The 24,403-nt window shown below is 71.8% G+C and carries 24 protein-coding genes and 1 pseudogene; 19 read left to right on the top strand and 6 right to left on the bottom strand.

Annotation, left to right across the window (positions count from 1 at the left end; translation table 11 throughout):
- The first annotated feature begins 104 nt into the window (after positions 1–104).
- The 9 genes from ACZ60X_RS32945 to ACZ60X_RS32905 all read left to right on the top strand — a co-directional run bounded on the left by ACZ60X_RS32945 (position 105) and on the right by ACZ60X_RS32905 (position 7,907).
- Positions 105–749: an HAD family hydrolase gene (locus tag ACZ60X_RS32945; protein ID WP_469606378.1), complete on the top strand. Its 645-nt coding sequence runs from the start codon at positions 105–107 to the stop codon at positions 747–749.
- Positions 750–842: 93 nt separating this feature from the next.
- Positions 843–1,598, top strand: a complete 756-nt coding sequence (locus ACZ60X_RS32940) for a VC0807 family protein (protein ID WP_469606375.1) — start codon at positions 843–845, stop codon at positions 1,596–1,598.
- A 78-nt stretch (positions 1,599–1,676) separates the two neighbouring features.
- Positions 1,677–2,891, top strand: coding sequence for an MFS transporter (locus ACZ60X_RS32935; protein WP_469606372.1), 1,215 nt, complete (start codon positions 1,677–1,679; stop codon positions 2,889–2,891).
- Positions 2,842–4,014, top strand: a complete 1,173-nt coding sequence (locus ACZ60X_RS32930; RefSeq protein ID WP_469606370.1) for an acetoin utilization protein AcuC — start codon at positions 2,842–2,844, stop codon at positions 4,012–4,014. The genes ACZ60X_RS32935 and ACZ60X_RS32930 overlap by 50 nt, the downstream gene beginning before the upstream one ends.
- A 128-nt stretch (positions 4,015–4,142) precedes the next feature.
- Positions 4,143–4,955 (top strand): phosphatase, encoded by an 813-nt coding sequence (locus tag ACZ60X_RS32925; RefSeq protein ID WP_469606397.1) that lies wholly within the window; start codon positions 4,143–4,145, stop codon positions 4,953–4,955.
- 129 nt (positions 4,956–5,084) lie between these two features.
- The gene (locus ACZ60X_RS32920; protein WP_212907930.1) at positions 5,085–5,294 is read left to right on the top strand and encodes a helix-turn-helix domain-containing protein; all 210 of its coding nucleotides are present in this window, start codon (positions 5,085–5,087) and stop codon (positions 5,292–5,294) included.
- 133 nt (positions 5,295–5,427) lie between these two features.
- Positions 5,428–5,526 (top strand): 30S ribosomal protein bS22, encoded by a 99-nt coding sequence (locus ACZ60X_RS32915; protein ID WP_003948845.1) that lies wholly within the window; start codon positions 5,428–5,430, stop codon positions 5,524–5,526.
- 201 nt (positions 5,527–5,727) lie between these two features.
- On the top strand, positions 5,728–6,789 hold the full coding sequence (locus ACZ60X_RS32910) for an NAD-dependent epimerase/dehydratase family protein (protein WP_469606367.1): 1,062 nt from the start codon (positions 5,728–5,730) through the stop codon (positions 6,787–6,789).
- A 14-nt stretch (positions 6,790–6,803) separates the two neighbouring features.
- Complete coding sequence (locus tag ACZ60X_RS32905; RefSeq protein WP_469606365.1) at positions 6,804–7,907, top strand: lysophospholipid acyltransferase family protein; 1,104 nt, start codon at positions 6,804–6,806, stop codon at positions 7,905–7,907.
- Between the two features lie 68 nt (positions 7,908–7,975).
- Here the strand turns inward: ACZ60X_RS32905 and ACZ60X_RS32900 are convergent, their stop codons facing one another.
- The 3 genes from ACZ60X_RS32900 to ACZ60X_RS32890 all read right to left on the bottom strand — a co-directional run bounded on the left by ACZ60X_RS32900 (position 7,976) and on the right by ACZ60X_RS32890 (position 11,502).
- Positions 7,976–9,205 (bottom strand): DUF5667 domain-containing protein, encoded by a 1,230-nt coding sequence (locus tag ACZ60X_RS32900; protein WP_469606362.1) that lies wholly within the window; start codon positions 9,203–9,205, stop codon positions 7,976–7,978.
- A gap of 237 nt (positions 9,206–9,442) precedes the next feature.
- Positions 9,443–10,225 carry an ECF subfamily RNA polymerase sigma factor, BldN family gene (locus ACZ60X_RS32895; RefSeq protein ID WP_469606359.1) on the bottom strand — a complete coding sequence of 261 codons (783 nt, stop codon included), beginning with the start codon at positions 10,223–10,225 and terminating at the stop codon, positions 9,443–9,445.
- 347 nt (positions 10,226–10,572) lie between these two features.
- Positions 10,573–11,502, bottom strand: coding sequence for an HAD family hydrolase (locus ACZ60X_RS32890; protein ID WP_469606357.1), 930 nt, complete (start codon positions 11,500–11,502; stop codon positions 10,573–10,575).
- A 128-nt stretch (positions 11,503–11,630) separates the two neighbouring features.
- Here ACZ60X_RS32890 and ACZ60X_RS32885 point away from each other — a divergent pair, with 128 nt between their 5' ends.
- From ACZ60X_RS32885 to ACZ60X_RS32865, 5 genes are all read left to right on the top strand, one after another.
- The gene (locus tag ACZ60X_RS32885; RefSeq protein WP_469606354.1) at positions 11,631–11,912 is read left to right on the top strand and encodes a glutaredoxin family protein; all 282 of its coding nucleotides are present in this window, start codon (positions 11,631–11,633) and stop codon (positions 11,910–11,912) included.
- Between the two features lie 280 nt (positions 11,913–12,192).
- The gene (locus ACZ60X_RS32880) at positions 12,193–12,996 is read left to right on the top strand and encodes a redox-sensing transcriptional repressor Rex (protein ID WP_469606352.1); all 804 of its coding nucleotides are present in this window, start codon (positions 12,193–12,195) and stop codon (positions 12,994–12,996) included.
- Complete coding sequence (locus ACZ60X_RS32875) at positions 12,993–14,669, top strand: glutamyl-tRNA reductase (protein ID WP_469606350.1); 1,677 nt, start codon at positions 12,993–12,995, stop codon at positions 14,667–14,669. The genes ACZ60X_RS32880 and ACZ60X_RS32875 overlap by 4 nt, the downstream gene beginning before the upstream one ends.
- A complete protein-coding gene (hemC, locus tag ACZ60X_RS32870) occupies positions 14,666–15,625 on the top strand; it encodes a hydroxymethylbilane synthase (protein WP_469606347.1) in 960 nt (319 codons plus the stop codon). The genes ACZ60X_RS32875 and hemC overlap by 4 nt, the downstream gene beginning before the upstream one ends.
- On the top strand, positions 15,622–17,331 hold the full coding sequence (locus tag ACZ60X_RS32865) for a bifunctional uroporphyrinogen-III C-methyltransferase/uroporphyrinogen-III synthase (protein WP_469606345.1): 1,710 nt from the start codon (positions 15,622–15,624) through the stop codon (positions 17,329–17,331). The genes hemC and ACZ60X_RS32865 overlap by 4 nt, the downstream gene beginning before the upstream one ends.
- A gap of 121 nt (positions 17,332–17,452) precedes the next feature.
- On the opposite strand, the gene ACZ60X_RS32860 is transcribed toward ACZ60X_RS32865, so the two are convergent.
- Positions 17,453–17,629, bottom strand: coding sequence for a DUF397 domain-containing protein (locus tag ACZ60X_RS32860; protein WP_469606342.1), 177 nt, complete (start codon positions 17,627–17,629; stop codon positions 17,453–17,455).
- Positions 17,626–18,456, bottom strand: a complete 831-nt coding sequence (locus ACZ60X_RS32855) for a helix-turn-helix domain-containing protein (protein ID WP_469606340.1) — start codon at positions 18,454–18,456, stop codon at positions 17,626–17,628. Before ACZ60X_RS32855 ends, ACZ60X_RS32860 begins: the two co-directional genes overlap by 4 nt.
- Positions 18,457–18,583: 127 nt before the next feature.
- Here ACZ60X_RS32855 and ACZ60X_RS32850 point away from each other — a divergent pair, with 127 nt between their 5' ends.
- From ACZ60X_RS32850 to hemB, 3 genes and pseudogenes are all read left to right on the top strand, one after another.
- Positions 18,584–19,042 (top strand): ATP-binding protein, encoded by a 459-nt coding sequence (locus tag ACZ60X_RS32850; protein WP_469606337.1) that lies wholly within the window; start codon positions 18,584–18,586, stop codon positions 19,040–19,042.
- Positions 19,043–19,315: 273 nt separating this feature from the next.
- Positions 19,316–19,657: pseudogene (locus ACZ60X_RS32845) on the top strand (helix-turn-helix domain-containing protein); the annotation flags it as partial.
- 97 nt (positions 19,658–19,754) lie between these two features.
- Positions 19,755–20,747 (top strand): porphobilinogen synthase, encoded by a 993-nt coding sequence (hemB, locus tag ACZ60X_RS32840; RefSeq protein ID WP_469606334.1) that lies wholly within the window; start codon positions 19,755–19,757, stop codon positions 20,745–20,747.
- Positions 20,748–20,762: 15 nt separating this feature from the next.
- On the opposite strand, the gene ACZ60X_RS32835 is transcribed toward hemB, so the two are convergent.
- Positions 20,763–21,485: a DUF4232 domain-containing protein gene (locus ACZ60X_RS32835; protein WP_469606395.1), complete on the bottom strand. Its 723-nt coding sequence runs from the start codon at positions 21,483–21,485 to the stop codon at positions 20,763–20,765.
- Between the two features lie 191 nt (positions 21,486–21,676).
- On the opposite strand from ACZ60X_RS32835, the gene ACZ60X_RS32830 reads away from it, so the two are divergent.
- Both ACZ60X_RS32830 and ACZ60X_RS32825 read left to right on the top strand, forming a co-directional pair.
- Entirely contained in the window at positions 21,677–23,047 is a 1,371-nt protein-coding gene (locus ACZ60X_RS32830) for a helix-turn-helix domain-containing protein (RefSeq protein WP_469606332.1), read from the top strand.
- A gap of 109 nt (positions 23,048–23,156) precedes the next feature.
- Positions 23,157–24,395 carry an aminotransferase-like domain-containing protein gene (locus tag ACZ60X_RS32825; protein ID WP_469606329.1) on the top strand — a complete coding sequence of 413 codons (1,239 nt, stop codon included), beginning with the start codon at positions 23,157–23,159 and terminating at the stop codon, positions 24,393–24,395.
- Positions 24,396–24,403: the final 8 nt, after the last annotated feature.

The raw sequence follows: 24,403 nt of genomic DNA, 5'->3' as shown, positions 1-24,403 counted from the left end.
GGGGGACCCTGTGGGAGAGTAGGACACCGCCGAACAATTTTTGGGAAAGGCCCACACCGTCTGGTGTGGGCCTTTCCGCATTTATGGCGCTTATGCTCGACAGCATGCGCTACGACCTGGTCATTTTCGACAACGACGGAGTGCTCGTCGACAGCGAGCCCATTTCCAATCGACACCTCGCCGCCTATCTGACCGAGCTGGGTCACCCCACCTCGTACGAGGACTCCATCCGGGACTACATGGGCTCGGCGATGCACCGGATCCATGAACTGGTGCTGGAGCGGACCGGGCAGCGGTTGCCGGACGACTTCGACGACGTCTTCCACGCGCGCGTGTTCGCGGCGTTCGAGCGGGAGCTGGAGCCCGTGGCCGGCGTCGCGGGCGTACTGGAGAAGCTGGCCGCCGACGGAGTGCCGTACTGCGTGGCCTCCTCGGGGAGCCATGCGCGGATCCGGGTGGGGCACCGGACGACCGGGCTCGACCGGTGGTTCCCGGACGAGCGGATCTTCAGCTCCGAGGACGTGGGACGGGGCAAGCCGGCGCCCGATCTGTTCCTCCACGCGGCTGAGCGGATGGGCGTGGCCCCCGAGCGGTGCGTGGTCGTGGAGGACTCTCCGCTGGGCGTACAGGCGGCCGTGGCGGCCGGGATGGACGTCTGCGGGTTCACCGCCATGACCCCGGCGGCCAGGCTCGCCGGTGCCGGTCAACTCTTCGGCTCCATGGGCGAGTTGCTTGACCTGCTGATATGACCCGAGCCATCGGCCGGGGGCTGACAATTGTCATGCGGACCTCCGGACGATCGTTTCTACCGGCGGACCCCCCGTGGCGGCGAAGCTGAGGGCATGACGAAGAACACGGGGAACCAGGGCCGGGGCCGGAGCGAGCGGCGGGCGCAGAACCCGAGCATGCTGGACAACTTCCGGCCGCTGCTCCTGGACGTGGCGGTGCCGCTCGGCTCGTACTACCTCTTCAAAGACACCTTCGGGATGAGCACCTTCGCGGCGCTGGCCTGGAGCAGTGTGGTGCCGGCGGTGCGGACCGTGTGGGGCGTGGTGCGCGAGCGCAGGACCAACGCGCTGGCCGGTCTCATCCTGGTCGTCAACGTCGTCTCGCTGCTGCTGAGCTTCGTCTCCGGCGACCCCCGGCTGATGCTCGCCAAGGACAGCGGGGTCAGCAGCGTCATCGCCTTCGGGATCCTGGCCTCGGTCTGGCTCGGCAAGCCGATGATGACCGCCGGGATGAAGCCCTTCCTGGTCAAGGGCGACGCGGTCAAGGAGGCCGCCTGGCAGCGGCTCGCCTCCGGGGCGTCGGTCCGGTCGGCGGCCTTCCGGCGCAAGGAGAAGGCGTTCTCGATCGTGTGGGGGCTGGTGCTGCTCGCCGAGTGCTCCGCCCGGGTCGTGGGTGCCTACACCATTCCCGTCGGCACGATGGTGTGGCTCGGCACCGTCTTCCTGGTCGGTGCGATGCTGATCGGGTTCGTGGTCGGCGGTGCGCTGGCCGTCGGGCCCCTGGAGGGGATGCTCGCCGCCGAGGTGGCGGACGGCGCGGCCGAGCAGCGGACGCGGCCGGAGCGGTCCGGCCTGGCCGTCGCCGCCTGAGCCACCGGGCGAAGCTGAGGAGAATTCATCTTTGGCTGGATCTACCCACAGGTAGCCCGGGGCCCTACGCTCGCCGCCATGACTGATGTGCTGCGGCGCGGTAGGGCCTCGTTGGCGTTCAGCTTCTTCGCGCAGGGCGCCGCCTTCGCTCTCCTGGTGACGCGGATCCCGGCCGTCCAGGACCGGTACGGCGTCTCCGACGCGCTGTTGCCGGTCTTCCTGGCCGCCGTACCCGTCCTCGCCGGCGCCGGCAGTGTGACCACCGAGCAGTTGGTGAAGCGGGTGCGCCCCAGCCGGGTGCTGCGCTGCTCCCAGCCGGTCGTGCTGCTGGCCCTGCTCGGCGCCGGGGCGGGCGGGCGGATCGCCGAACTGGCCGTGGCGCTGGGCGTGTTCGGGCTGGCCGTGGGAGCGCTCGACGCCTCCATGAACATGCTCGGGGTGAGCCTCCAGCGGGCGTACGGGCGCAGCATCATGCTCAGCTTCCATGCCGCGTACAGCCTCGGCGGGATCCTGGGGGCCTCGCTGGCCTGGGTCGGGGCGCACTGGCACCTCGCGCTGTGGGTGTCGTATCTGCCGGTGGTGGCGGTGCTGCTGCCGGCGACGCTCGTGGGCAGCCGGTGGTACGTCGACGGCGAGCCGACGCCCGTGGAAGGGGAGCAGGGGGGCCGGGGCACAGGGGTCGTCTTCGCGGTGCTGTTGCCGCTGTGCCTGGTGATGACCTTCGCCTACATCGGGGACTCGACCGTCTCCAACTGGAGCGCGAAGTACCTGAAGGACGTGCTGGGCAGCAGCGAGCAGCTGGCGACCGTGCCGTACAACGTGTACATGGTGACCACGCTGGTGGGGCGGGCCATCGGGGATCTCGGGGTGCGGCGGTTGGGGGCCGTGGCGGTCGTGCGGGTCGGGGCGCTGGTGGCGGCCGGCGGGTTCGCGGTGGTGGCGTCGGCGCCCGGCGCGTGGGTGGGGATGCTGGGGTTCACGCTGCTGGGGCTGGGGCTGTGCGTGCTGGTGCCGCAGACGTTCGCGGCGGCGGGCAGGCTGTTCCCGGGCGCCTCGGACGCGGCCGTCGCGCGGCTCAACATCTTCAATTACGTGGGCTTCCTGGTCGGTTCGCCGTTGGTCGGGGCGCTGGGCGATGCGTGGAGCTATCGCGGTGCGATGTGTGTGCCGATGGTGTTGGTGCTGGTGACGCTGGGGTACGCCAGGTCGTTCGCGCCTCAACAGGACCGATACGGTGGCGGGCATGAGCGGCCGAGCACAGCTGATGTGGGACGAGGCGGTAACGGGCTATGACTTCGGCCCGGACCATCCGATGGATCCGGTCCGGCTGGAGCTGACCCGGAAGCTGGTGGGCGCCCTCGGACTCGACCGGGAGGTGGAGGTCGTCGCGGCGAAGCCGGCCGGGGAGTCCACTTTGCGGCTGGTGCATCGCGAGGACTACATCGAGGCCGTGAAGGCCGCGTCGGCCGACCCGGCCGGGGCGCGGGGGGAGTACGGCCTCGGAACGGTGGACGACCCGGCGTTCGCCGGGATGCACGAGGTGTCCGCGCTGATCGCCGGTCAGTCGGTGGCGGCGGCGGAGGCGGTGTGGCGGGGCGACGCCGAACACGCCGTGAACTTCGCGGGCGGCCTGCACCACGCGATGCCGGGCGGCGCCTCGGGGTTCTGCATCTACAACGACGCGGCGCTGGCCATCGCCCGGCTGCTGGAGCTGGGTGCCGAGCGGGTCGCGTACGTCGACGTGGACGTGCACCACGGGGACGGGGTGCAGGCCGCGTTCTGGGAGGATCCTCGGGTTCTGACGATCTCGCTGCACGAGCACCCTCGTACGCTGTTCCCGCAGACCGGGTGGCCGGAAGAGGTCGGGGCGGGGGCCGGCGAGGGATCCGCGGTGAACGTGGCGCTGCCCGCGGGGACCGGGGACGCGGGGTGGGTGCGGGCGTTCCACGCGGTCGTGCCGGAGCTGATCGCCGACTTCCGGCCGCAGGTACTGGTGACGCAGCACGGTGCCGACACGCACTTCGAGGATCCGCTGGCCCATCTCGCCGTATCGCTCGACGCGCAGCGGGCGGTGCAGGTGGCGTGTCACGATCTGGCGCACGAGTACGCGGCGGGGAAGTGGGTGGCGCTGGGCGGCGGCGGGTACGCGGTGGTGGACGTCGTGCCGCGGTCGTGGACGCATCTGGTGGGGATTGCCGCGGGGCGGCCGGTGGCGCCGGAGACGGTGATCCCGGAAGGCTGGCGCCAGGAGGTGTTCGCGCGGACCCGGCAGCTGGGGCCGCAGCGGATGACCGACGGCCGGTGGCCGGTGAGTTGGGCGTCGTGGGAGGCGGGCTACGACCCCGCGGACCGTTTGGACCAGGCGGTACGGGCCACTCGGCGGGCGGCGTTTCCGCTACGGGGCCTGCTGCTCTGACGGCCGGGGGTGCCGGACGGCTGGTGCGCCGTGACGGCTGAGCGGCATCCGCCCGTTACGCCAACCGTGCGCACTTCCCGCCGTTCGCCGTCCGCGCCCGCCCCTGATGCGCGAGCATCGCAGCCGTGGTGTCCGCCGAAGGTCTGCGTGCGTATCTGCCGGCTGTTCGGCTGGCGGGGGAGGTGGCGACCTCCCGGGAGGTCAGCCTGCGCAGTTACCGGCTGTTCGCGGCCCGGGATCCTCGGGTTCTGATCGGGGTCGATCCCGAAGGGCGTTGGCGCGAGCGGGACCTGATTGCCTTGATGGCGGAGAAGTGCGGTGTCTCGGCCGATCCGCTGCACACTTCGGGTCCGGATGTGATCGATCCCGAGCTGACGGTGGCCGCGCTCGACTCCTTCGCCGAGCGCATCGGGGCGGCGGCCCGGCGCCGGGCGCCGGTGCTGTTCGGCACCGGGCACCCGGGGCGGCTGCTCGGGTTCTACGCAGCCTTGGCGGACGCGCTCTCGGCGGCGGGGTGTGAGGTGCTCACACCGGCGCAGGGTCGCTGTGTCGACATATTGACCCGGTTCGGTCTACGCACCCACCGCCTCGACTACGTACGAGGGATTGCCCTGGTGCGGGAACCGGGCGCCGAGCGCCCCGGTTGTGAGCCCGGTGTCCACAGCCATTCACCGCTGCCGGTTCGGGTCGCCCTGGAGGCCGCCGCGGCGGGTGGCGGGCCCCTGCCCGCATTGGTCGTCGGGGATCACGGCTGGGTCTGCGGTGCAGGTCAGCTGGGGTTCGAGGCCCTGGGGCTCGGCGATGTCGACGATCCCGCGCTGTTCGTGGGGGAGGCCGAGGGGGCCGTGTCCGTCGCCGTTCCGGTTGATGACGGTGCGCGGTCCGCGTACTACCGCCCGCTTACCCGCTACGTACTCAAACGAGCGTGTCTGTCACAGTAGGCCTGCGATGGGTGCACCTCTTCCCCACTCGCATCACCCGCCCCTACATTGGGGAGTGAGCACGCAGCGACGAAGAGTCACCGGAAGGGGAAGCCGGTGGCCGTCGAGTGCGGAAGGTTCAGGTGTGTCATGGCAGCTGGCGAGAGGCCTCTGAACGAGGTTCAGTTCCTTACCGTGGCGGAGGTCGCCTCGGTGATGCGAGTGTCGAAGATGACCGTGTACCGGCTGGTGCACAGCGGTCATCTGCCCGCCATCCGGGTGGGGAGGTCTTTCCGCGTCCCGGAACAGGCGGTACACGAGTACCTTCGCGACAGCTATGTGGGGGTGGAAACGGCCTGACAACGCCTCCGGAAAGATCCGGAGCACCCTCGATTACGACCTCGGCGCTCGGTTGGGTAGGCTAGCCCCTCGTAGGTCGTGTGGGCCCATGGCGCCCAAACAACCGAGTGATGAGAAGTGAGCGAGGGTAGTCGTGGGCTCTGTTATCAAGAAGCGGCGCAAGCGGATGGCCAAGAAGAAGCACCGCAAGCTGCTCAAGCGCACGCGCGTTCAGCGTCGCAACAAGAAGTAAGCGACAGCGCGCGAGAAGCGTGTCCCTGTGGCCTCCCGCCGATAACGGCGGGAGGCCACAGGCGTATCCGGCGCCCGGCGGGGGACCCGGCATCTTCCGATCGGTGAATTTCCGTCACTTCGTGCATCGGGGGGTCATCACAGCGCAACAGCGACCCGCTAAGTTGGCCGCACGCACAACGTACGAGGGAAGGCGCTGATCTTGGGGAAGGTCGTGCTCGTCACCGGAGTGGCCCGACAGCTGGGCGGCCGGTTCGTACGGCGGATCCAGCGGGATCCGGAGGTCGAGCGGGTGATCGCCGTGGACGCGGTGCCCCCGGCGCACCATCTGGGCGGGGCCGAGTTCATCCAGGCCGACATCCGGCTGCCGACGATAGCCCGGGTGCTCGCCGAGACCGGCGCGGACACGGTCGTCCACCTCGATGTGACGGGCACGGCGCTGGGCGCCGGAAGCCGGGCGACGGTCAAGGAGACCAACGTCATCGGCACCATGCAGCTGCTCGGCGCCTGCCAGAAGTCGCCGGCCGTCAAGCGGCTGGTGGTGAAGTCCAGTACGAACGTCTACGGCTCCGCGCCGCGCGATCCCGCCGTGTTCACCGAGACGACCTCGGCGAAGTCCCTGCCGAGCGGGGGCTTCGCGAAGGACACCGTCGAGGTCGAGGGGTACGTGCGCGGATTCGCGCGGCGCCGGCCGGACGTCGCGGTGTGCGTGCTGCGGTTCGCCAACATCCTCGGGCCGGCCGCCGACACGCCCCTCGCCTCGTACTTCGCGCTGCCCGTCCTGCCGACCGTGTTCGGCTACGACCCGCGGCTGCAGTTCGTGCACGAGGACGACGTCGTCGAGGTGCTCAGGATCGCCTCGCACGAGCCGCGCCGGGGCACCCTGAACAGCGGCACGTTCAACATCGCCGGTGACGGCGTGCTGCTGCTCTCGCAGTGCTCGCGGCGGCTGGGACGGCCCACCGTGCCGTTGCTGCTGCCCGCGGTCACCTGGGCCGGTTCCCTGGTGCGTACGCTCGGTATGACGGACTTCTCCCCCGAGCAGATCCGGCTGCTCACGCACGGGCGGGTGGTGGACACCGGCCAGATGCGCGAGACGCTCGGTTTCACGCCCCGCTACACCACGGCGGAGACGTTCGCGGACTTCGTACGCGGCCAGGGCCCCGGGCTGCTGCCGCCGCAGACCCTCGCGGCGGCCGTCGACCGCATCGCCGCGCTGGCCGCGAGGGGCGGCGGTCACCTCCCGACGTACGGCGCCAACTGAGGAGCGCAGCAACGATGGCGGACGCCAAGGTCATTCCCTTCGACGACGACCGGTCCCGCGGGGGTGGTGCGGCCCGCCCGGCGCGGCGCCGGGGTGCGGGCAGCCGGCGCGGGGCCCTGGGCGACACCGGGGAGCTGGGTGAGGTCCAGCCGCTGCCGGGGCGGGCCGGGGCGCGGGAGGATGGACGTGTGAGCCGTGCGCAGGAGCCGGAAGGGCCGCAGGGACCGAAGACGCCGGAGGCGGCGCGTGACGCCCGGCCGGAGGCCGGCGGGCGGGGCGGCGGCCTGGACCGGCGGGTGGCGGCCGGGCTCGCCTTCCTGCGGCGCCGGCTGACCGGGGACTACGACGTCGACGACTTCGGTTTCGACGAGGAGCTGACCGACCAGGTCCTGATGTCGCTGCTGCGGCCGTTGTACGAGAAGTACTTCCGGGTCGACGTGAAGGGCATCGAGAACATCCCGGCGAAGGGCGGGGCGCTGATCGTCGCCAACCACTCCGGGACGCTGCCGCTGGACGGGCTGATGATGCAGGTCGCCGTCCACGACCACCATCCCGCCGACCGTCATCTGCGGCTGCTCGCGGCCGACCTGGTCTTCGTGCTGCCCGTGGTCAACGAGCTGGCGCGCAAGCTGGGGCACACGCTGGCGTGCGCGGAGGACGCCGAGCGGCTGCTGGCGCAGGGCGAGTTGGTCGGGGTGATGCCGGAGGGCTTCAAGGGCATCGGGAAACCGTTCGGCGAGCGGTACAAGCTCCAGCGGTTCGGCCGGGGCGGCTTCGTCTCCACGGCCCTGCGGCAGGGCGCGCCGATCATTCCGTGCTCGATCGTCGGGGCGGAGGAGATCTACCCGATGATCGGCAACGCGAAGACCCTGGCGCGGTTGCTGGGTTTTCCGTACTTTCCGTTGACCCCGACGTTTCCGTGGTTGGGGCCGTTGGGGGCGGTTCCGTTGCCGACGAAGTGGACGATTCAGTTCGGTGAGCCGATTCCTACGGACGGTTATCCGCCGGAGGCCGCCGAGGATCCGATGCTGATGTTCAACCTGACCGACCAGGTCCGGGAACAGATCCAGCACGCGTTGTACAAGCTGCTGGTGCAGCGGCGGTCGGTGTTCTTCTGACCTGATCGACGGCTGTACGACGAAGGGGCGCCCCGCGCTCGGGAAGGGGCGCCCCTGCTGCCGTAGCTCTACTGGTTGGTGTTGTCCCCTTCGATGCCCAGGCCCGGTAGGAGGCGGGGGAGGAGCGGGGGAAGGGTGATGTCCGGGGCCGGGGTGGTGGGCTTGCCGGTGGTGGGGGTCGTGGGCGCCGTGCCCGTCTTCGGCGGGTCGAGCAGGCCGCCCGTGTTGCCGCCGAGGAGACCCTCGCCGGTGTCGCCGGTGGCCGAGCCGCTCGGGGCGTCCGTGCGCGCGTGCCTGCCGGTGGACGGGGTGCTGCCGGAGGAGCTGGGCGGGGTGGAGCCGTGGCGGCTGCCGGAGCCCGTCGACGCGGAGCCCGAGCCCTGGTGACCGCCGGCGCCGGGCTGGGCCGGTGGCTTGGGGAGCCGGGACTCCAGCGGGGCGACCTCCTGGTCTATGGCGTCGAAGACCGACGAGACCTGCTCTTTGACGTCCCCGAGCTGGACGGGCAGCTTGTCGCTGAGCGCGCTCCAGGCCTCCCGGTGGGAGCGGGAGAAGGCCGACAGGGCCTGGATGGGGCCCAGGGAGCCCGGGTCGGCCTCGTACGCCTCGTGCAGCAGGCGGTGGCCCTCGGTGACGTCCTGCCGCATGCCCGAGAGCGTGCGGCGGATCTCGCCGATGGACTCGTGGTCGAGGTGCCCGCCGCGGCCCCGCTCCAGCAGCCGCCGGGCCTCGCTGAGCCGGGTGGAGGCCTGGTCGAGGTAGGTCTGGCCGCGCTGGTCGTCGCCGTCGGTCAGGTAGTTGAGCTTGAACTCCTCGATGCCCCGTTTGAGGCCGTAGAGGGAGTCACCGGGCAGGGCATCCGAGCTGGCGGCGGCGACTCCGCCGAAGGCCCCGGCGGCCACGCCGACGCTGAGCCCGCCGGCGGCGAGCCCCTTGGTCAGCCGCGTACGCGGCCGGAGTCTGCTCAGCGGGCTCGCCCGGTGTGCGCCTCTGGAGCGCGCACGCTGTTCGGGTACCGACGCGTCCGCCGCTGCGGTGCCCTCCTGGAGCATGGCCTCCATCGCGGCCACCAGCTGGGCGCGCTGGACGACCTTGACCTCGGGGTCGAGCTGCGGCTTGGGCAGCGCGGCGAGTCCCGCGGTGAGGGCCAGCAGTTCGCCCCGCTCGGACTGGTCCTCGGTGGCCGGCGGCGATCCCGCCGGTGCTGACCGCTCGGCCGCCGTGTCACGGTCGGACTGCTCGTCCAGGGCCTGGGCGAAGGCGTTCGCCCGCCGGTGCGCCGATACGTTCGCGATCACTGGCGGCACCTCCTCTCGTCATGACGGTCGACTCCCCAGGGGGTCCTGAGGGTTGCACGCCCGTGACCGGTCCACACGATCGAGTGATCAGGGTCGGCCAGGACGTGACCACAGGGAGCCTGTATCCCGCACAACGACTGGCGCGGCACTTGGGTTACGGACGGCGGACGGGTCAATCGGAAAGACAACAGGCCTTCACGTACGGTGAGTTGATCGTCGCTGAGCGTCGCGATCGCTTCAGCGCGCGTCGTCCGGCAGGAGTCGGGCGAGGGTGCGGACGGCGCGGTACTGAAGGGTCTTGATGGCGCCCTCGTTCTTGCCCATGACACGGGCGGTCTCGGCGACCGAGAGGCCCTGGAGGAAGCGGAGGGTCACGCACTCCTGCTGCTGCGGGTTGAGCCGGCGTACGGCGTCGAGCAGCGCGGCGTTCGACAGCGACTCCAGGACGGAGTCCTCCGGGGAGCGCTCGACCTCGTTGGCGTCGAGCATCTCGCCGGTGGTGACCTCCAGGCGGAAGCGGCTGGACTTGAAGTGGTCGGCGACGAGGTTCCGGGCGATCGTCACCAGCCAGGCGCCGAAGTCGCGGCCCTGCCAGGTGAACGTGCCGATCCGGCGCAGCGCCCGCAGAAAGGTCTCGCTCGTGAGGTCCTCGGCCGTGGCCCGGCCGCCGACGCGGTAGTAGATGTACCGGTACACCGTGTCGCTGTACTGGTCGTAGAGCCGGCCGAAGGCCTCGGCCTCGCCGGACTGGGCGCGCTCGACCAGGTCCATCATCCGGGCGCTGTCGCTGTCGGCGGCCGGGCGGCGGGCGGTGGCGGCACCGGTGGCGCGGCCGCGTCTGCCGACGACGGCGCTGCCTGACTCGGCCAGTGCGTAGCACGGACCGGCGGGCGTGGCGGTGGCGAAGGCGGGGACGGCGTACGCGGTGGGGACGAGGCCGCGCAGCGTCTCTTTGACCGTTGCGACAGTTGCGCGCAGCGTAGCCAGGCCCGAGGCGTCAACCCCGACGTGTGGGTACACGGGACTCCCAGAGGCAGAGCTTCCATCACGTGCAGTGCGGGACCGTTCACCCGTCGTGGCGACGGAGGGGTACCGGTTTGCGTCTGAGGAGAATAACGCTTCGTACAGGCACTGCTACACCGAGTTGCTCAAATCATCGATTGCGTCGCTTCTGTTGCTGAATGACGCCCGATCAAGTGCCGTACCTTGATCGGTTGTTGACCGCTTTTCGGCCTGTTTCGGTGAGGTACAGGGCGTGTTGAAGTGAGCGCGGCATAATCGGGCGCGCGAAGCGGCCAGCCGCCACAGGGGCGACTGGCCGTCGTCGCGTGCGGGTTCGCGGGGGCGCTGGGGCCCCGGCGGGGCGCTTATCGGCGCCGGCGGCTCAACGCGATCGCCGCCGCCGTGCCGCCGGCCACCGCTCCGACGCCCGCCGCCGCCGGAATGCCGACCTTCGCGGCCTTCCGGCCGGTGCGGTAGTCGCGCAGGCGCCAGTCCTTCTCACGGGCGTGCTTGCGGAGCTTGGCGTCCGGGTTGATGGCGTAGGGGTGGCCCACCAGGGAGAGCATCGGGATGTCGTTGTGGCTGTCGCTGTAGGCCGCGCAGCGGGCGAGGTCCAGGCCCTCCGCGGCGGCCAGCGCGCGGACCGCCTCCGCCTTCGCCGGACCGTGCAGCGGCTCGCCCACCAGCCTGCCCGTGTAGACGCCGCCGACCGATTCCGCGACCGTGCCGAGCGCGCCGGTCAGGCCGAGGCGGCGGGAGATCACCTGGGCGATCTCGACCGGGGCCGCCGTGACCAGCCACACCTTCTGGCCCGCGTCGAGGTGGGCCTGCGCGAGCGCGCGCGTGCCGGGCCAGATGCGGTCGGCCATGTACTCGTCGTAGATCTCCTCGCCGATGGACTCCAGCTCGGCGACCCGGTGGCCCTTGACGATCGACAGCGCCGAGTCGCGGGCGTCCTGCATGTGCTCGGGGTCCTCGACGCCGGCCAGCCGGAACCACGCCTGCTGCCAGGCGAACCGGGCGAGGTCGCGGGTCTCGAAGAACTTGCGCTTGTACAGGCCGCGGCCGAAGTGGAACAGCGCGGCGCCCTGCATCACGGTGTTGTCGAGGTCGAAGAACGCGGCTGCCCTGGTGTCGCCGATGACCGGGAACTGGGGTTCCTCCGGTGCGCCCGGCGGTGCCGCCTGCGCTTCCTGCGAGGACTTGCGCGCGGCCTCCGCCGAGGCCTCGCCTGCCAACACGCTCCGCGCCGTGGCGGAGCGCCTACGGGGAGTGAGCCATCCGAGAGCGGCCATGCGGTGAGCATAGCCAGTTTGTTCGGGGCTGCCGGAGTCGAGAGGTTGGAAGGGTGTGAACTCTCCGCTACCGAGCCGTTAAGGCCGGTGGGAGGCGGGCCGGGGGAGGGTTCCGGGCGCGCGGGAGAATGGCGGGTATGAGCCCCCTCTTCCGGCGCAAGGCCGACCCCCGTGAGCGGTTCGTCACACTGATCCGCAAGCCCGGCTGCCATCTGTGCGACGACGCGCAGACCGTGATCGAGAAGGTCTGCGGGGAACTCGGTGTGGCCTGGGAGGAGAAGGACATCACCGAGGACCGGGCGCTGCACGACCAGTACTGGGAGCAGATCCCCGTCGTGCTCGTCGACGGCGAACAGCACACCTTCTGGCGCGTGAACGAGGAACGACTGCGCCGGGCACTGACCGACTAGTCCAAACCGGCCCGAAAGTCGCTTAGGATCGACGGCGGTTTGGTCTCGGGGGCGGGATTTGTGAGGAGAGTGTGCGATTTTGCCCCCGGTACCGAAGGAACGCGCGTGCGTGCACGCCGGTTCCCGTCAAGGGCGCCCCGGTTTCGTGACACCGGTCACTTCTGCCGGGCAAATCGGACACCATCTTTGTGCACGCGTTCACAAAGACATAGCCTGCATTCGACGGGGCGGTCTGGGGACGTGTGACCGCCTGCAGCCCCGCTCTACCCGCAGGAGCACCGTGGCAACTGGCCGAACACACCGACCGGCGACCCGCAGCCGAGGGATTCCCGAGGCCACCGTCGCCCGGCTTCCGCTGTACCTCCGAGCCCTGACGGCACTGTCCGAGCGCTCGGTACCCACGGTCTCCTCCGAGGAACTGGCCGCGGCGGCGGGGGTCAACTCCGCCAAGCTGCGCAAGGACTTCTCGTACCTGGGCTCGTACGGAACGCGCGGTGTCGGCTACGACGTGGAGTATCTCGTCTACCAGATCTCCCGTGAACTCGGCCTGACCCAGGACTGGCCGGTTGTCATCGTCGGTATCGGTAACCTCGGCGCCGCGCTCGCCAACTACGGCGGGTTCGCCTCCCGTGGTTTCCGGGTGGCCGCGCTGATCGACGCCGATCCCGCGATGGCCGGAAAGCCCGTCGCCGGCATCCCGGTGCAGCACACCGACGACCTCGAGAAGATCATCGAGGACAACGGCGTCTCCATCGGTGTCATCGCCACCCCGGCCGGCGCCGCCCAGCAGGTCTGCGACCGGCTCGTGGGTGCCGGGGTCACCTCCATCCTGAACTTCGCGCCGACCGTGCTGTCCGTCCCGGACGGCGTCGACGTCCGCAAGGTCGACCTCTCGATCGAGCTGCAGATCCTCGCCTTCCACGAGCAGCGCAAGGCCGGCGAGGAGCCCGTCCTGGAGACCGCCGCGGGCGACGGCGCGCTGCCCGCGGCCACCACCCGCGACGCGTCCGCCGCGCCGGGCGCGTCGACCGCATCCGCCGACCAGGGGCCCGACGGGGACGTACCCGCCGTGATGCCGGCATGAGTCTCCTCGTCGTCGGTCTGAGCCACCGCAGCGCGCCGGTGAGCGTGCTGGAGCGGGCCGCGCTGAGCGCGGACGCCCAGGTCAAGCTGCTCCAGGACACGGTCGCCGCCGAGCCCGCCACCGAGGCCGCGGTGCTCGCCACCTGCAACCGCATCGAGCTGTACGCCGACGTGGACAAGTTCCACGCCGGTGTCGCCGAGCTGTCCACGCTGCTCGCCCAGCACAGCGGCGTCGGCCTGGACGAGCTGACCCCCTACCTCTACGTGCACTACGAGGACCGGGCCGTCCACCACCTGTTCTCGGTGGCCTGCGGCCTGGACTCGATGGTGGTCGGCGAGGGCCAGATCCTCGGTCAGATCAAGGACTCCCTGGCCAAGGCGCAGGAGCTGCACACCGCCGGCAAGCTGCTGAACGACCTGTTCCAGCAGGCCCTGCGGGTCGGCAAGCGCGCCCACTCCGAGACCGGCATCGACCGCGCGGGCCAGTCCCTGGTCACCTTCGGTCTGGAGCAGCTGGCCGCCGGGAGCGAGGTCCCCGCCTGGGCGCGGGACAAGAAGGCGCTGGTCATCGGCGCCGGATCGATGTCCTCGCTGGCCGCCGCCACGCTCGCGCGGGCCGGGGTCGCCGAGATCGTCGTCGCCAACCGCACCTTCGAGCGCGCCGAGCGCCTCGCCCGGATACTCACCGACGCCGACGACAGCACGGTCACCGCGCGCGCGGTCGAGATGGCCGCCGTACCGGGCGAGCTGACACGTGCCGACGTCGTCGTCTCCTGTACCGGGGCGACGGGCCTGGTGCTCACGGCGGAAGCGGTCGCGCAGGCGGTCGAGGGCCGCACCGGGCAGCCGGCCGTCGCCGCGACCGCGTTCACCACGGCGGACGAGAAGGCCCCGCTGCCGCCGGCCGCCGGCGACGAGAACTGCCCGCTGGACCTGGCCGCCGTACCGGGCGGCTTCTCCGTGCTGGGCGAGGCCGCCGTGGCCGGGATGGACGCGGCCACCCTGGAGCAGCACGCGGCGTGGGCCGCGGGAAGCGCCGTGGACCGGCGGGAGCGTCGTACGCCCGAGGCCGACGCCGAGCTGATCACCGCACTCGCCGCGACCGCCGCCACGGTCGGCCGGATCCCCGAGCGGCGCAGGCCCGAGCCGCCCGCCGAGCGCCCGGCGCCCTTCTTCTTCCTCCTCGACCTGGCCATGCCCCGCGACATCGACGCGGCCGTGCACCGGCTGGCCGGGGTGCGCCTGGTGGACATCGAGTCGCTCGCGGAGGCCTCGGCCGACGCTCCGATGGCGGCCGACGTGGACCAGGTCCGGCGTATCGTCTCCGACGAGGTCGCGGCCTTCGGCGCGGCACAGCGGGCGGCGCACATCACGCCGACCGTGGTCGCGCTGCGCACCATGGCCGCGGACGTCGTGGCGAGTGAGATCGCGCGGCTCGACGGCCGCCTGCCCGACCTGGACGAACGCCAGCGCGGGGAGATCCGCCAGGCCGTGCACCGGGTCGTGGACAAGCTGCTGCACGCGCCGACCGTGCGGGTCAAGCAGCTCGCAGCCGAGCCCGGCGGCACCGGGTACGCGGACGCGCTGCGCACCCTGTTCGACCTCGACCCGGAGACGGTCGCCTCCGTCTCCCGGGCCGTGGACAGCACAGACACGAAGGACCGACCGGCATGACTGACAGGGCACTGAGGCTGGGGACCAGGCGCAGCAAGCTCGCCATGGCCCAGTCCGGGCAGGTGGCGGAGGCCGTCCGCCAGGTGACCGGGCGGCCGGTGGAGCTGGTCGAGATCACCACCTACGGCGACACCTCCCGCGAGCACCTCGCGCAGATCGGCGGCACAGGCGTCTTCGTCACGGCGCTGCGCGACGCGCTGGTGCGCGGCGAGGTCGACTTCGCGGTGCACTCGCTCAAGGACCTGCCGACCGCGCAGCCCGCCGAGCTGGTCCTGGCCGCCGTACCGGAGCGCGAGGACCCGCGGGACGTGATCGTCGCGCGCGACGCGCTGAAGTTCACCGACCTGCCGCGCGGCGCGCGCATAGGCACCGGCTCGCCGCGCCGCATGGCGCAGCTGAACGCGTACGCCCGCGCGCACGGACTGGACATCGAGACGGTCCCGATCCGCGGCAACGTCGACACCCGCATCCGGTTCGTCCGGGACGGCGAGCTGGACGCGGTCGTGCTGGCCGCCGCCGGCCTGAACCGGATAGGCCGGATCGACGAGGTGACCGACTTCCTGTCGGTCGACACGGTTTTGCCCGCCCCCGGCCAGGGGGCCCTGGCGATCGAGTGTGCCGCGGACGACGCGGAACTGATCGCCGCGCTCGGTGAACTCGACGACCCGTTCACGCGGGCCGCCGTGACCGCCGAACGATCACTGCTCGCCGCCCTGGAGGCCGGCTGCTCCGCCCCTGTGGGCGCACTGGCCGACCTTCTGGCCGACGGGCAGATTGTCAAGGAAATGCGCCTGCGCGGCGTCGTCGGGACGACCGACGGCACCCGCATGGTGCAGCTGTCCACCACCGGTCCCGTGCCCCAGGCGCACGACCAGGCGCTGGCACTCGGTCGCGACCTCGCGACCGAGATGCTCGCCCAGGGCGCGGCCGGTCTGATGGGGGAGCGAGCACATTGAGCCCCACCACCCTTCCCGCCGGCCTCGAACACGGGCACGTCACCTTCCTCGGTGCCGGACCCGGGGATCCGGGACTGCTGACTCTGCGCGCCGTGGAGGCGCTGTCGAACGCGGACGTCCTGATCGCCGAGCACGAGGTGCTCGACGTGATCCGGACGCACGCGCGGCAGGGCGTCTCCGTCGTGCGGACGGACGGCGATTCCTCCTCGGTCTCGCCGCCGGGCACGGGCACGCCGCAGCTCAAGGTCGTTGACGGCACGTCAACCACCGCCGCTGCCCCGTCTCCTGCCCGGGATGCCGCTCATCTTGTCATGGAGGCCGCGCGCTCCGGCAGGCGGGTCGTCCGTGCGGTGTCCGGGGACCCGGGACTTGATACGTACGCGGCCGAGGAAATGCTCGCCTGCGCCTCCGCCGGGGTGCCCTTCGAGGTGGTGCCGGGCGTGGCGGCCGCGGTCGGTGTGCCGGCGTACGCCGGCGTGCCGCTGCGGGACGCGCAGGGCGCGGACGTCCGGTTCGTGGACGCCCGTACGGCCTCCGACCGCTGCTGGACGGAGGTGGGCGCGTCGGACGGCACGGTCGTCGTGTCGACGACCCTCGACTCGGTGGCCGTGGCGGCGGGCGAGCTGGTCTCGGCGGGCCGCAAGCCGGACACCCCCATGACGGTCACGATCGCCGGTACGACGACCCGCCAGCGCACCTGGACGGCCACCCTCGGCACCATCGCGCAGACCCTGAAGCAGGCGAAGGTGCTGCCGTCCCCGGACGGCGGCCGGCAGGTGATAGCCGTGGTCGGCGAGCGTTCCGCCGCCGCCCAGCGCGACCAGCTGTCGTGGTTCGAGTCCAAGCCGCTGTTCGGCTGGAAGGTGCTCGTGCCGCGTACGAAGGAGCAGGCGGCCTCGCTCTCCGACCAGCTGCGGTCCTACGGCGCCGTCCCGCACGAGGTGCCGACCATCGCCGTCGAACCCCCGCGCACCCCGCAGCAGATGGAGCGGGCGGTCAAGGGCCTGGTGACCGGCCGCTACGAGTGGATCGCGTTCACGTCGGTCAACGCGGTGAAGGCGGTCCGGGAGAAGTTCGAGGAGTACGGCCTGGACGCCCGTGCCTTCGCGGGCATCAAGGTGGCCGCGGTGGGCGAGCAGACGGCGAAGGCGCTGGTGGCCTTCGGCGTGAAGCCGGACCTGGTGCCGAGCGGTGAGCAGTCGGCGGCGGGCCTGCTGGAGGACTGGCCGCCGTACGACCCGGTCTTCGACCCGATCGACCGGGTCTTCCTCCCGCGCGCGGACATCGCGACCGAGACCCTGGTCGCCGGGCTCATCGAGCTGGGCTGGGAGGTCGACGACGTGACCGCCTACCGGACGGTCCGCGCCTCGCCGCCGCCGGCCGAGACCCGCGAGGCCATCAAGGGCGGCGGCTTCGACGCGGTCCTGTTCACGTCCTCCTCGACGGTCCGCAACCTGGTCGGCATCGCGGGCAAGCCGCACAACGTGACGGTGATCGCGTGTATCGGCCCGGCGACGGCGAAGACGGCCGAGGAGCACGGCCTCCGGGTGGACGTCATGGCCCCGGAGCCGTCGGTCCACAAGCTGGCGGAGGCGCTGGCCGAGTTCGGCATGAAGCGGCGGGCCGCGGCGGTGGAGGCGGGGGACCCGGTGACCCGGCCGAGCGAGCGGAGGCCGGGGGCGCGGAGGCGTCGGTCGACCACCTGAAGCCCCATGGGTGGTGGTCCGCCATGAGCCGATCGACGAACGCCCCGCCGTCCCTCAGGGATACGGCGGGGCGTTCTTGCGTCGCATGCGGTCCTCGAGGGCACGGTCGCCCGCTGGTGTGTCAGCGCCCGGAGGCATACGGCAGGAAGGTCGCCCACGCGTCGGGTGTGAGGGTGAGACGGGGGCCAGTGGGGTTCTTGGAGTCGCGGACGAGGATCTGGTCGGGGATGGTCGCCACTTCGACGCAGTCGGGGCCCTCGTCCGTGCTGTAGCTGCTCTTTATCCACTCCAGCTTCATGTCTCTCCAAGCACTTTCTCGATGAGGGCCATCGACTCCCGTGGGTCGAGAGCCTGTGCCCGGATGATCCCATAACGCATATCGAGGAGCTGCACCTCTTTCGGGTCGACGATCACCCGGCTGATGTGCTGCACCTCCACGTGCCCGACCGTGGTGCCGTCCTTGAGCCTGAGCAACCTGAACGACCCGGCGAGGCCTGAGTTCTGCTCACGTCCGAGCGGCAGTACCTGGAGGTCGACGTTGCGGAACTCGGCGACACCCAGCAGGCGTTCCAGCTGCGCTCGCATCACCATCCTGCCGCCGATGGGCCGACGAAGCGTCGACTCGCACTGGACAAAGCTGAAGACGGGCCGGGCCATGGTCTCGTCGACAACCTCCTGACGTGCGACTCTGGCTGCCAACCGTTGGTCCAACTCCTCTGCGGTGAAGGGTGGCCGGCGAGCGCTGAAGACCGCCTGCGCGTACTCCCTGGTCTGCAACAACCCATGCACGACAGAGTTGTTGTACGCGCACAGCTCGACCGCATCCGCTTCCAGTTTCTTCAGATCCCGGACCTTCTTCGGGTACCGGACCTCCGCCACATCCTGCTTGAGCGTGATCTTCCCGCCCGCACCCAGCACCTCGTCCGCCGCGTCCAGGTACTCCGGCCGGGGAATCCGCCGTCCCCGCTCCACCGAGGAGACCAGTTCCTCGCCGTACCCGATGGCCGTCCCGAACTCCGCCTGGGTCAGGCCGGCCGCCTCCCGCCACAGCTTCAGCTGCCGTGAGACCGTCCGCATGACGGCTCCGGCCTCGTCGTCCTCCAGCCCCGCATCCCAGTCGCTCACCTGCGCCGTCCTCCCGTCACCACTCACCCCGTACGGCCCGGATGCACCCGGACACGGCACGGACAGCCTCCGTCCGCACGGGCTGCCGTTCTTCACAGGCTAGGCACGCGTGGACACGCTGAGTGACGTGAATGAGCGAATCTCCACCCTGCACATCCCGGCGCGCCAGTTCTGCGTGCCGCTCTCCTCGACCCGGCGCGGCGCCCGCCTCGGCCGACTGCTCGCAACCGAGCAATTGCGCTCCTGGGGGATGCCGTTGGCCCCCGCCCGGCTGATCGTCGCCGAGCTGACGGCGAACGCCGCGCTGCACGGCGGGGTGCTCGGGCGGAGCTTCCGGCCGGCTCTCGCGGTGACGGCCGAGGGGGTTCTGCGTATCAAGGTCACCGACACGCGTGGCGACGCGCTGCCCGTTCCGCGGGCCGCCGCCCCGGGGTCGGCCGAGTCCGGCTACGGACTGCTGCTGATCGAGGAGTTGGCGGACCGCTGGGGTGTGCGGCAGGGGCCGGTGCCGTGCAAGACGGTGTGGGCCGAAACCGATACGGCCGGGCCATCGGCGCACCTCGCACCGGAGCCGGGGAATGCGTGACTCGGTGGCTCCGCGGCCGGGGCTGCGGGCCGTAAAAGACCTAAGAACCCGGGGAAAAAACAACCAACCAAACCAAACCCCGCGTAGGTCACTCGCTCGGGTGAAACGGGTCGGTCTGGCTGGCGTGGCGGCGGTTCGGGCGTGCAGGCTCAGCCCCGAGGCGCCGCAGGCATATGCGCCTCGGACACTCACAACCCCACACATGCATCGGCCCCCGCCGGGACGGCAATCCCAGTGCGAGGGCCTGACCAACGAGGAAGTCGACCCTTCCCTATGGCTGAGAAGAAGCCTAACGCCGCCCTGCGCCCGCTTCAGGGTGTTCGGCGATCCACCACCCCCTCCGGTGTCACCCACGTACGCACGTACCAGCCCGGCCAGTACGTGGTCGTCGGCAACCACCTCGCCCAGCACCGCGAGCTGTCCCTGACCGCCATCGGACTCGCGACCCACATCCTCTCGGTGCCCGAGGGGACCCCCGTCGACATCCGCAGCCTCGCGGACCGCTTCCCCGAGGGGCGGGACCGGATCGCGTCCGCGTTGCGCGAGCTGGAGGCGCACGGCTATCTGGCGCGGGTCCGTGAGCACACGGAGTCAGGCCGCCTGGTGACGCGGACGTCCGTATCGGGGTGCCGGTATGCCCCTGAATGCCCCTCGCCGTGGGCCGACACCGTGTTGGCAAAGGCGCTCGCCGGGCGGGCGTAGCGTAGAGGGCATGACGAAGTACGGATCGTTTCCCGGTGCCCGGCCCCGGCGGCTGCGGACCTCGCCCGTCATGCGGCGGATGGTGGCCGAGACGCGGCTGCACCCCGCCGACTTCATCCTCCCGGCGTTCGTCCGCGAGGGCGTGAGCGAGCCGGTGCCGATCGCCGCCATGCCCGGTGTCGTCCAGCACACCCGCGACAGCCTGAAGAAGGCCGCGCTGGAGGCCGTGGAGGCCGGGGTCTCCGGGATCATGCTGTTCGGCGTGCCGGAGGAGTCGAAGAAGGACGCCCTCGGGACCGCCGGCACCGACCCGGACGGGATCCTCCAGGTCGCGCTGCGCGACGTGCGCGCCGAGGTCGGCGACGACCTCCTCGTCATGTCCGACCTCTGCCTGGACGAGTTCACCGACCACGGGCACTGCGGTGTGCTGGACGCCGAGGGCCGCGTCGACAACGACGCCACCCTGGAGCGGTACGCCGAGATGGCCCAGGTGCAGGCCGACGCCGGAGCCCATGTGGTGGGCCCCAGCGGGATGATGGACGGCCAGATCGGCGTCGTCCGCGACGCGCTCGACCAGATCGGGCGGGAGGACGTGGCGATCCTCGCGTACACCGCCAAGTACTCGTCCGCGTTCTACGGCCCCTTCCGCGAGGCCGTCGGCTCCTCGCTCCAGGGCGACCGCAAGACCTACCAGCAGGACCCGGCCAACTGGCGTGATTCCCTGCGGGAGTTGGAGCTGGACCTCGAAGAGGGCGCGGACATGGTCATGGTCAAGCCGGCCGGGCCGTACCTGGACATCCTCGCGCGCGTCGCCGACGCCTCGGACGTGCCCGTCGCCGCCTACCAGATCTCCGGCGAGTACGCGATGATCGAGGCCGCCGCCGAGAAGGGCTGGTTGGACCGGGACCGGGCCATCGTCGAGACCCTGACGGGCATCAAGCGGGCCGGCGCCCGGAACATCCTCACCTACTGGGCGACCGAGGTGGCCCGCACCCTGCGCTAGTCGCGGGCGCACGGTTCACCAGCCGGCGATGTCGTCCAGGCTCCGCTGCCAGTACGTCACCGTCAGCGCGCTGTCGTAGTAGACGCCCTTCGCCGGCAGTACCGGGCTCGCGGTGGCGCCGCCGTCGCTGCTCGGGGTGCGGCCCTGGAACATCACCGTCAGCTTGTGGGCGGTCGCGCCGCCCTCGCCGCTGCCGTCGGCGGCCGACAGCCGCACGCTCGCGTACCCCGACTCGCCCGGCCTCAGCGTCGTCACCGCCTGCGGCTGGGTGCCCTTGTCCGCCTGCGGAGCCCACTGCATCTCGTCGAAGCGCACGATCGGGTAGTACGTCAGGTCGCACGTCCTGCGGCCCGTGTTGGTCACCGTGAGCAGCATGTGGTTCAGGGGGCGGTTGAGCGGCTGTGCGGTGACGCGGGTGTTCGCGCCGTTGCAGAGCACGATCGAGCCGCCGGTGCCGGTGCCGTTCCCGGTCGCGGCTCCCGTCCCCCCGGCCTTCGTGCCGCCCGGGGCGTGGGTGCGGGTCACGGGCGTGCCGTTCGCCGTCCCGCCGGTGCCCGCGGCCGTGCCGGGGGAGGCGGAGGAACCGGAGGACGCGCTGGGCGTCCCGTCCGCCGCCGTCGGCGCCGCCGAGCGCGCGGCCCCCTCGTCCTTCGTCCCCGTCCCGCCTGCGCCGCACGCGCTGAGCGCGAGGGCGGTCACCGCGGTGCCGGCGGCGGCGAGCAGACGGATGTGGCGCATACGCATGGCAAGTCCTCTTTCGGGCTGGGCCGGTTGGCGTGTTTGGATGAGCCACAGCCTGTGCGGAGCTTCGTCCCGGCGGCCACAGGTGCTGGCCAATCCGGGACGCTGGAACACCGGCATAGGTGCTGACCTGCGTAAACAGTCCCTCCCTGGAATGCCGGGATGGGACGAGGGGGGAGGGGGAGACGGTGACGGACGGCAGCACGGAGAGCGGTTTCGCGGAGCTTCTGCGGGAGCTGAAGAACCGTTCCGGACACAGTTACGGCACGCTCGCCAAGCGGCTCCACATGAGTACGTCGACGCTCCACCGGTACTGCAACGGGGACGCCGTACCGACCGACTACGCCCCCGTCGAACGCCTCGCCCGCCTGTGCAAGGCGACGCCGGAGGAACTGGTGGAGCTGCACCGCAGGTGGGTGCTGGCGGACGCGGCTCGGGGGAGGAAGGAGCCTGCTCCCGCGGAGCCGGTGGCGCCGGAGCCGGCGGCGCCCGTTGCGAAGTCGGTCCCGGCCCCGGACGCGGTGCCCGTCGAGGAACTGGTGCCGCCGGTGTCGGACATCGCCGAGCCGGTGGCCGTTTCCCGGCGCGGTGACCTGCCCGGCGGCCGGTCCGGCGGCCGCCGGCGCCCTGCCCGCCTCACCCGCCGTACCCGGATCGCGCTCCTGTCCGCCGTCGCCGTCACCGCGCTGCTCGGGGCGGCGGCGCTGGCTCTCACCCTCCCCTCCGGCGGCGCGGAGGCGGACGGCACGGCGGCCGCGCCCGCGGCGGGCTCCGCGGTACCGCGGCATGCGCCGACGGCCGGGGCCCCGCACGGCACTGCCGGCACGGCCGGCACGGACGCCACCGGCCCGGGGTCCGTCTCCCCGTCCGGCACGTCCTCCGCCGCGCCTCCGAGCGGCGCACCTGGCGTCCAGGACACCGCCACCCCCGGTGGCACGGACACCGCCGCCCCGCCCCTGGCGGTCACCACGCACCCGTACTCCTGGGAGAGCCCCTGCTCCCAGCACTACCTGATCGACCGGGCGCCGAGTGACGTCTCCCCGCCCCCGCTGGAGCAGGACGCGCCGGCCTGGGTGGCCGTGCACAAGGCGGTGTCGGCGGGGGAGCAGTTCGTCACGCTCACCGTGCAGGGCACCGGCGGCGACACCGTCGTCCTGGAGGGGCTGTCCGTGCGCGTCGCGGGCCGGGGCTCGCCGCTCTCCTGGAACGACTACGCCATGGGCTATCCCGGCGTGGGCTGCGGCGGGGGCGTGCCCACGCGCTCCTTCACGGTCGCGCTCGACGCCCTGCGCCCCCAGGTCGTACCCGAGTCCGGGCACCAGGGCTTCCCGTTCAAGGTGAGCCGGACGGACCCCGAGGTCCTCCACGTCACGGCCGACGCCTCCGCGTACGACGTCAGCTGGTACCTGGAGCTGTCCTGGTCCAGCGGGACACGCCACGGCACGCTGCTCATCGGTGACAACGGCCGGCCGCTGCGCACCAGCGGCGCCAACGGGCGGCCCGCGTACGCCTTTCCGCTCGGCGGCGACGCGTGGAAACCGGCGGCCGGGGCGAACTGAGCGCCAGGCCCACCGGAGCGTCCGCATCGCGGAATTGCCGGTGTAGACGGCACCTACCTTCTCTACTGTGGCCGGATTCCGAGCCGCAGCGCCGAAGGAGAGCCGTGCCATGACCGTCGCCCAGCCCGCCCCGCCCGCCCCGCCGCTCGCCGACAGAGCCCCCGCCCCCGCCCCCGTCCCGCCGCTCGCCGCGCGTGCCCGCGCGGTGGGCGGTTCGCCGGTGCGGGACATCCTCGCGGTCACCGCGCGACCCGAGGTGATCAACTTCGCGGGCGGGCTGCCGGCGCCGGAGCTGTTCGACCGGGAGGGCATCGCGGCGGCGTTCGCGGACGTCCTCGCGCACAGCCCGGCGCGGGCGCTGCAGTACTCCACGACCGAGGGCGAGCCCACGCTGCGGGCCGCCCTTGCCTCCCGCGTCACCGCCCAGGGCCTGCCGACCGCCGCCGACGACCTGCTGGTCACCACCGGCTCCCAGCAGGCCCTGTCCCTCCTCGCCACCGCCCTGCTCGAACCCGGTGACACGGTCCTGGTCGAAGACCCCTGCTACCTGGCGGCCCTCCAGGTCTTCGGCCTCGCGGGCGCGCGCGTGGTGGCGGTGCCGGGGGACGCGGACGGGGTGGACCCGGCCGCGCTTCAGGAGGCGGTGCGCCGCGAGCGCCCGAAGCTGCTCTACCTGGTCCCCACCTTCCAGAACCCCACCGGCCGTACGATGCCCGCGCCGCGCCGCGAGGCGATCGCCGCCGTGGCCTCCCGCGCGGGCCTGTGGCTCGTCGAGGACGACCCGTACGGCGCGCTGCGCTACGACGGCGAGCGCGTCCCCTGGATCGCCTCCCTGCCGGGTGCCGAGGACCGCACGGTCCTGATCGGCTCCTTCTCCAAGGTGATGGCGCCCGGCCTGCGGCTCGGCTGGCTGCGCGCCCCGGCGGAGCTGCGCCGGGCGTGCGCGGTCGCCAAGCAGGCGGCGGACCTGCACACCCCGACGCTCAACCAACTGGCCGCCGTCCGCTACCTCGACGTCCTCGACGCGCACGTGGAGCGCGTGCGGTCGGTGTACGCCGCCCGCCGCGACGCCATGCTCGCGGGCCTGCCGGGTGCCCTCCCGGCCGGCTCGCGGTGGAGCCGGCCCGAGGGCGGGATGTTCCTGTGGGTCCGGCTGCCGCAGGGGTACGACACGCTCGCACTGCTTCCCCAGGTGGTCGAGCAGAACGTGGCGTACGTCCCCGGCGCGCCCTTCTACGCCGGGACGCCCGACCCCGCCACGCTCCGCCTGTGCTTCGTCACGCAGACCCCGCGGGAGATAGCGGAGGGGCTGCGGCGGCTGGGCCGGGGACTTAGGCCCACCGGCTGACGCGCACC

It is taken from the genome of Streptomyces sp. NPDC104106 (genome assembly GCF_055584345.1).
This window is presented reverse-complemented; position numbering and strand designations above follow the sequence as displayed.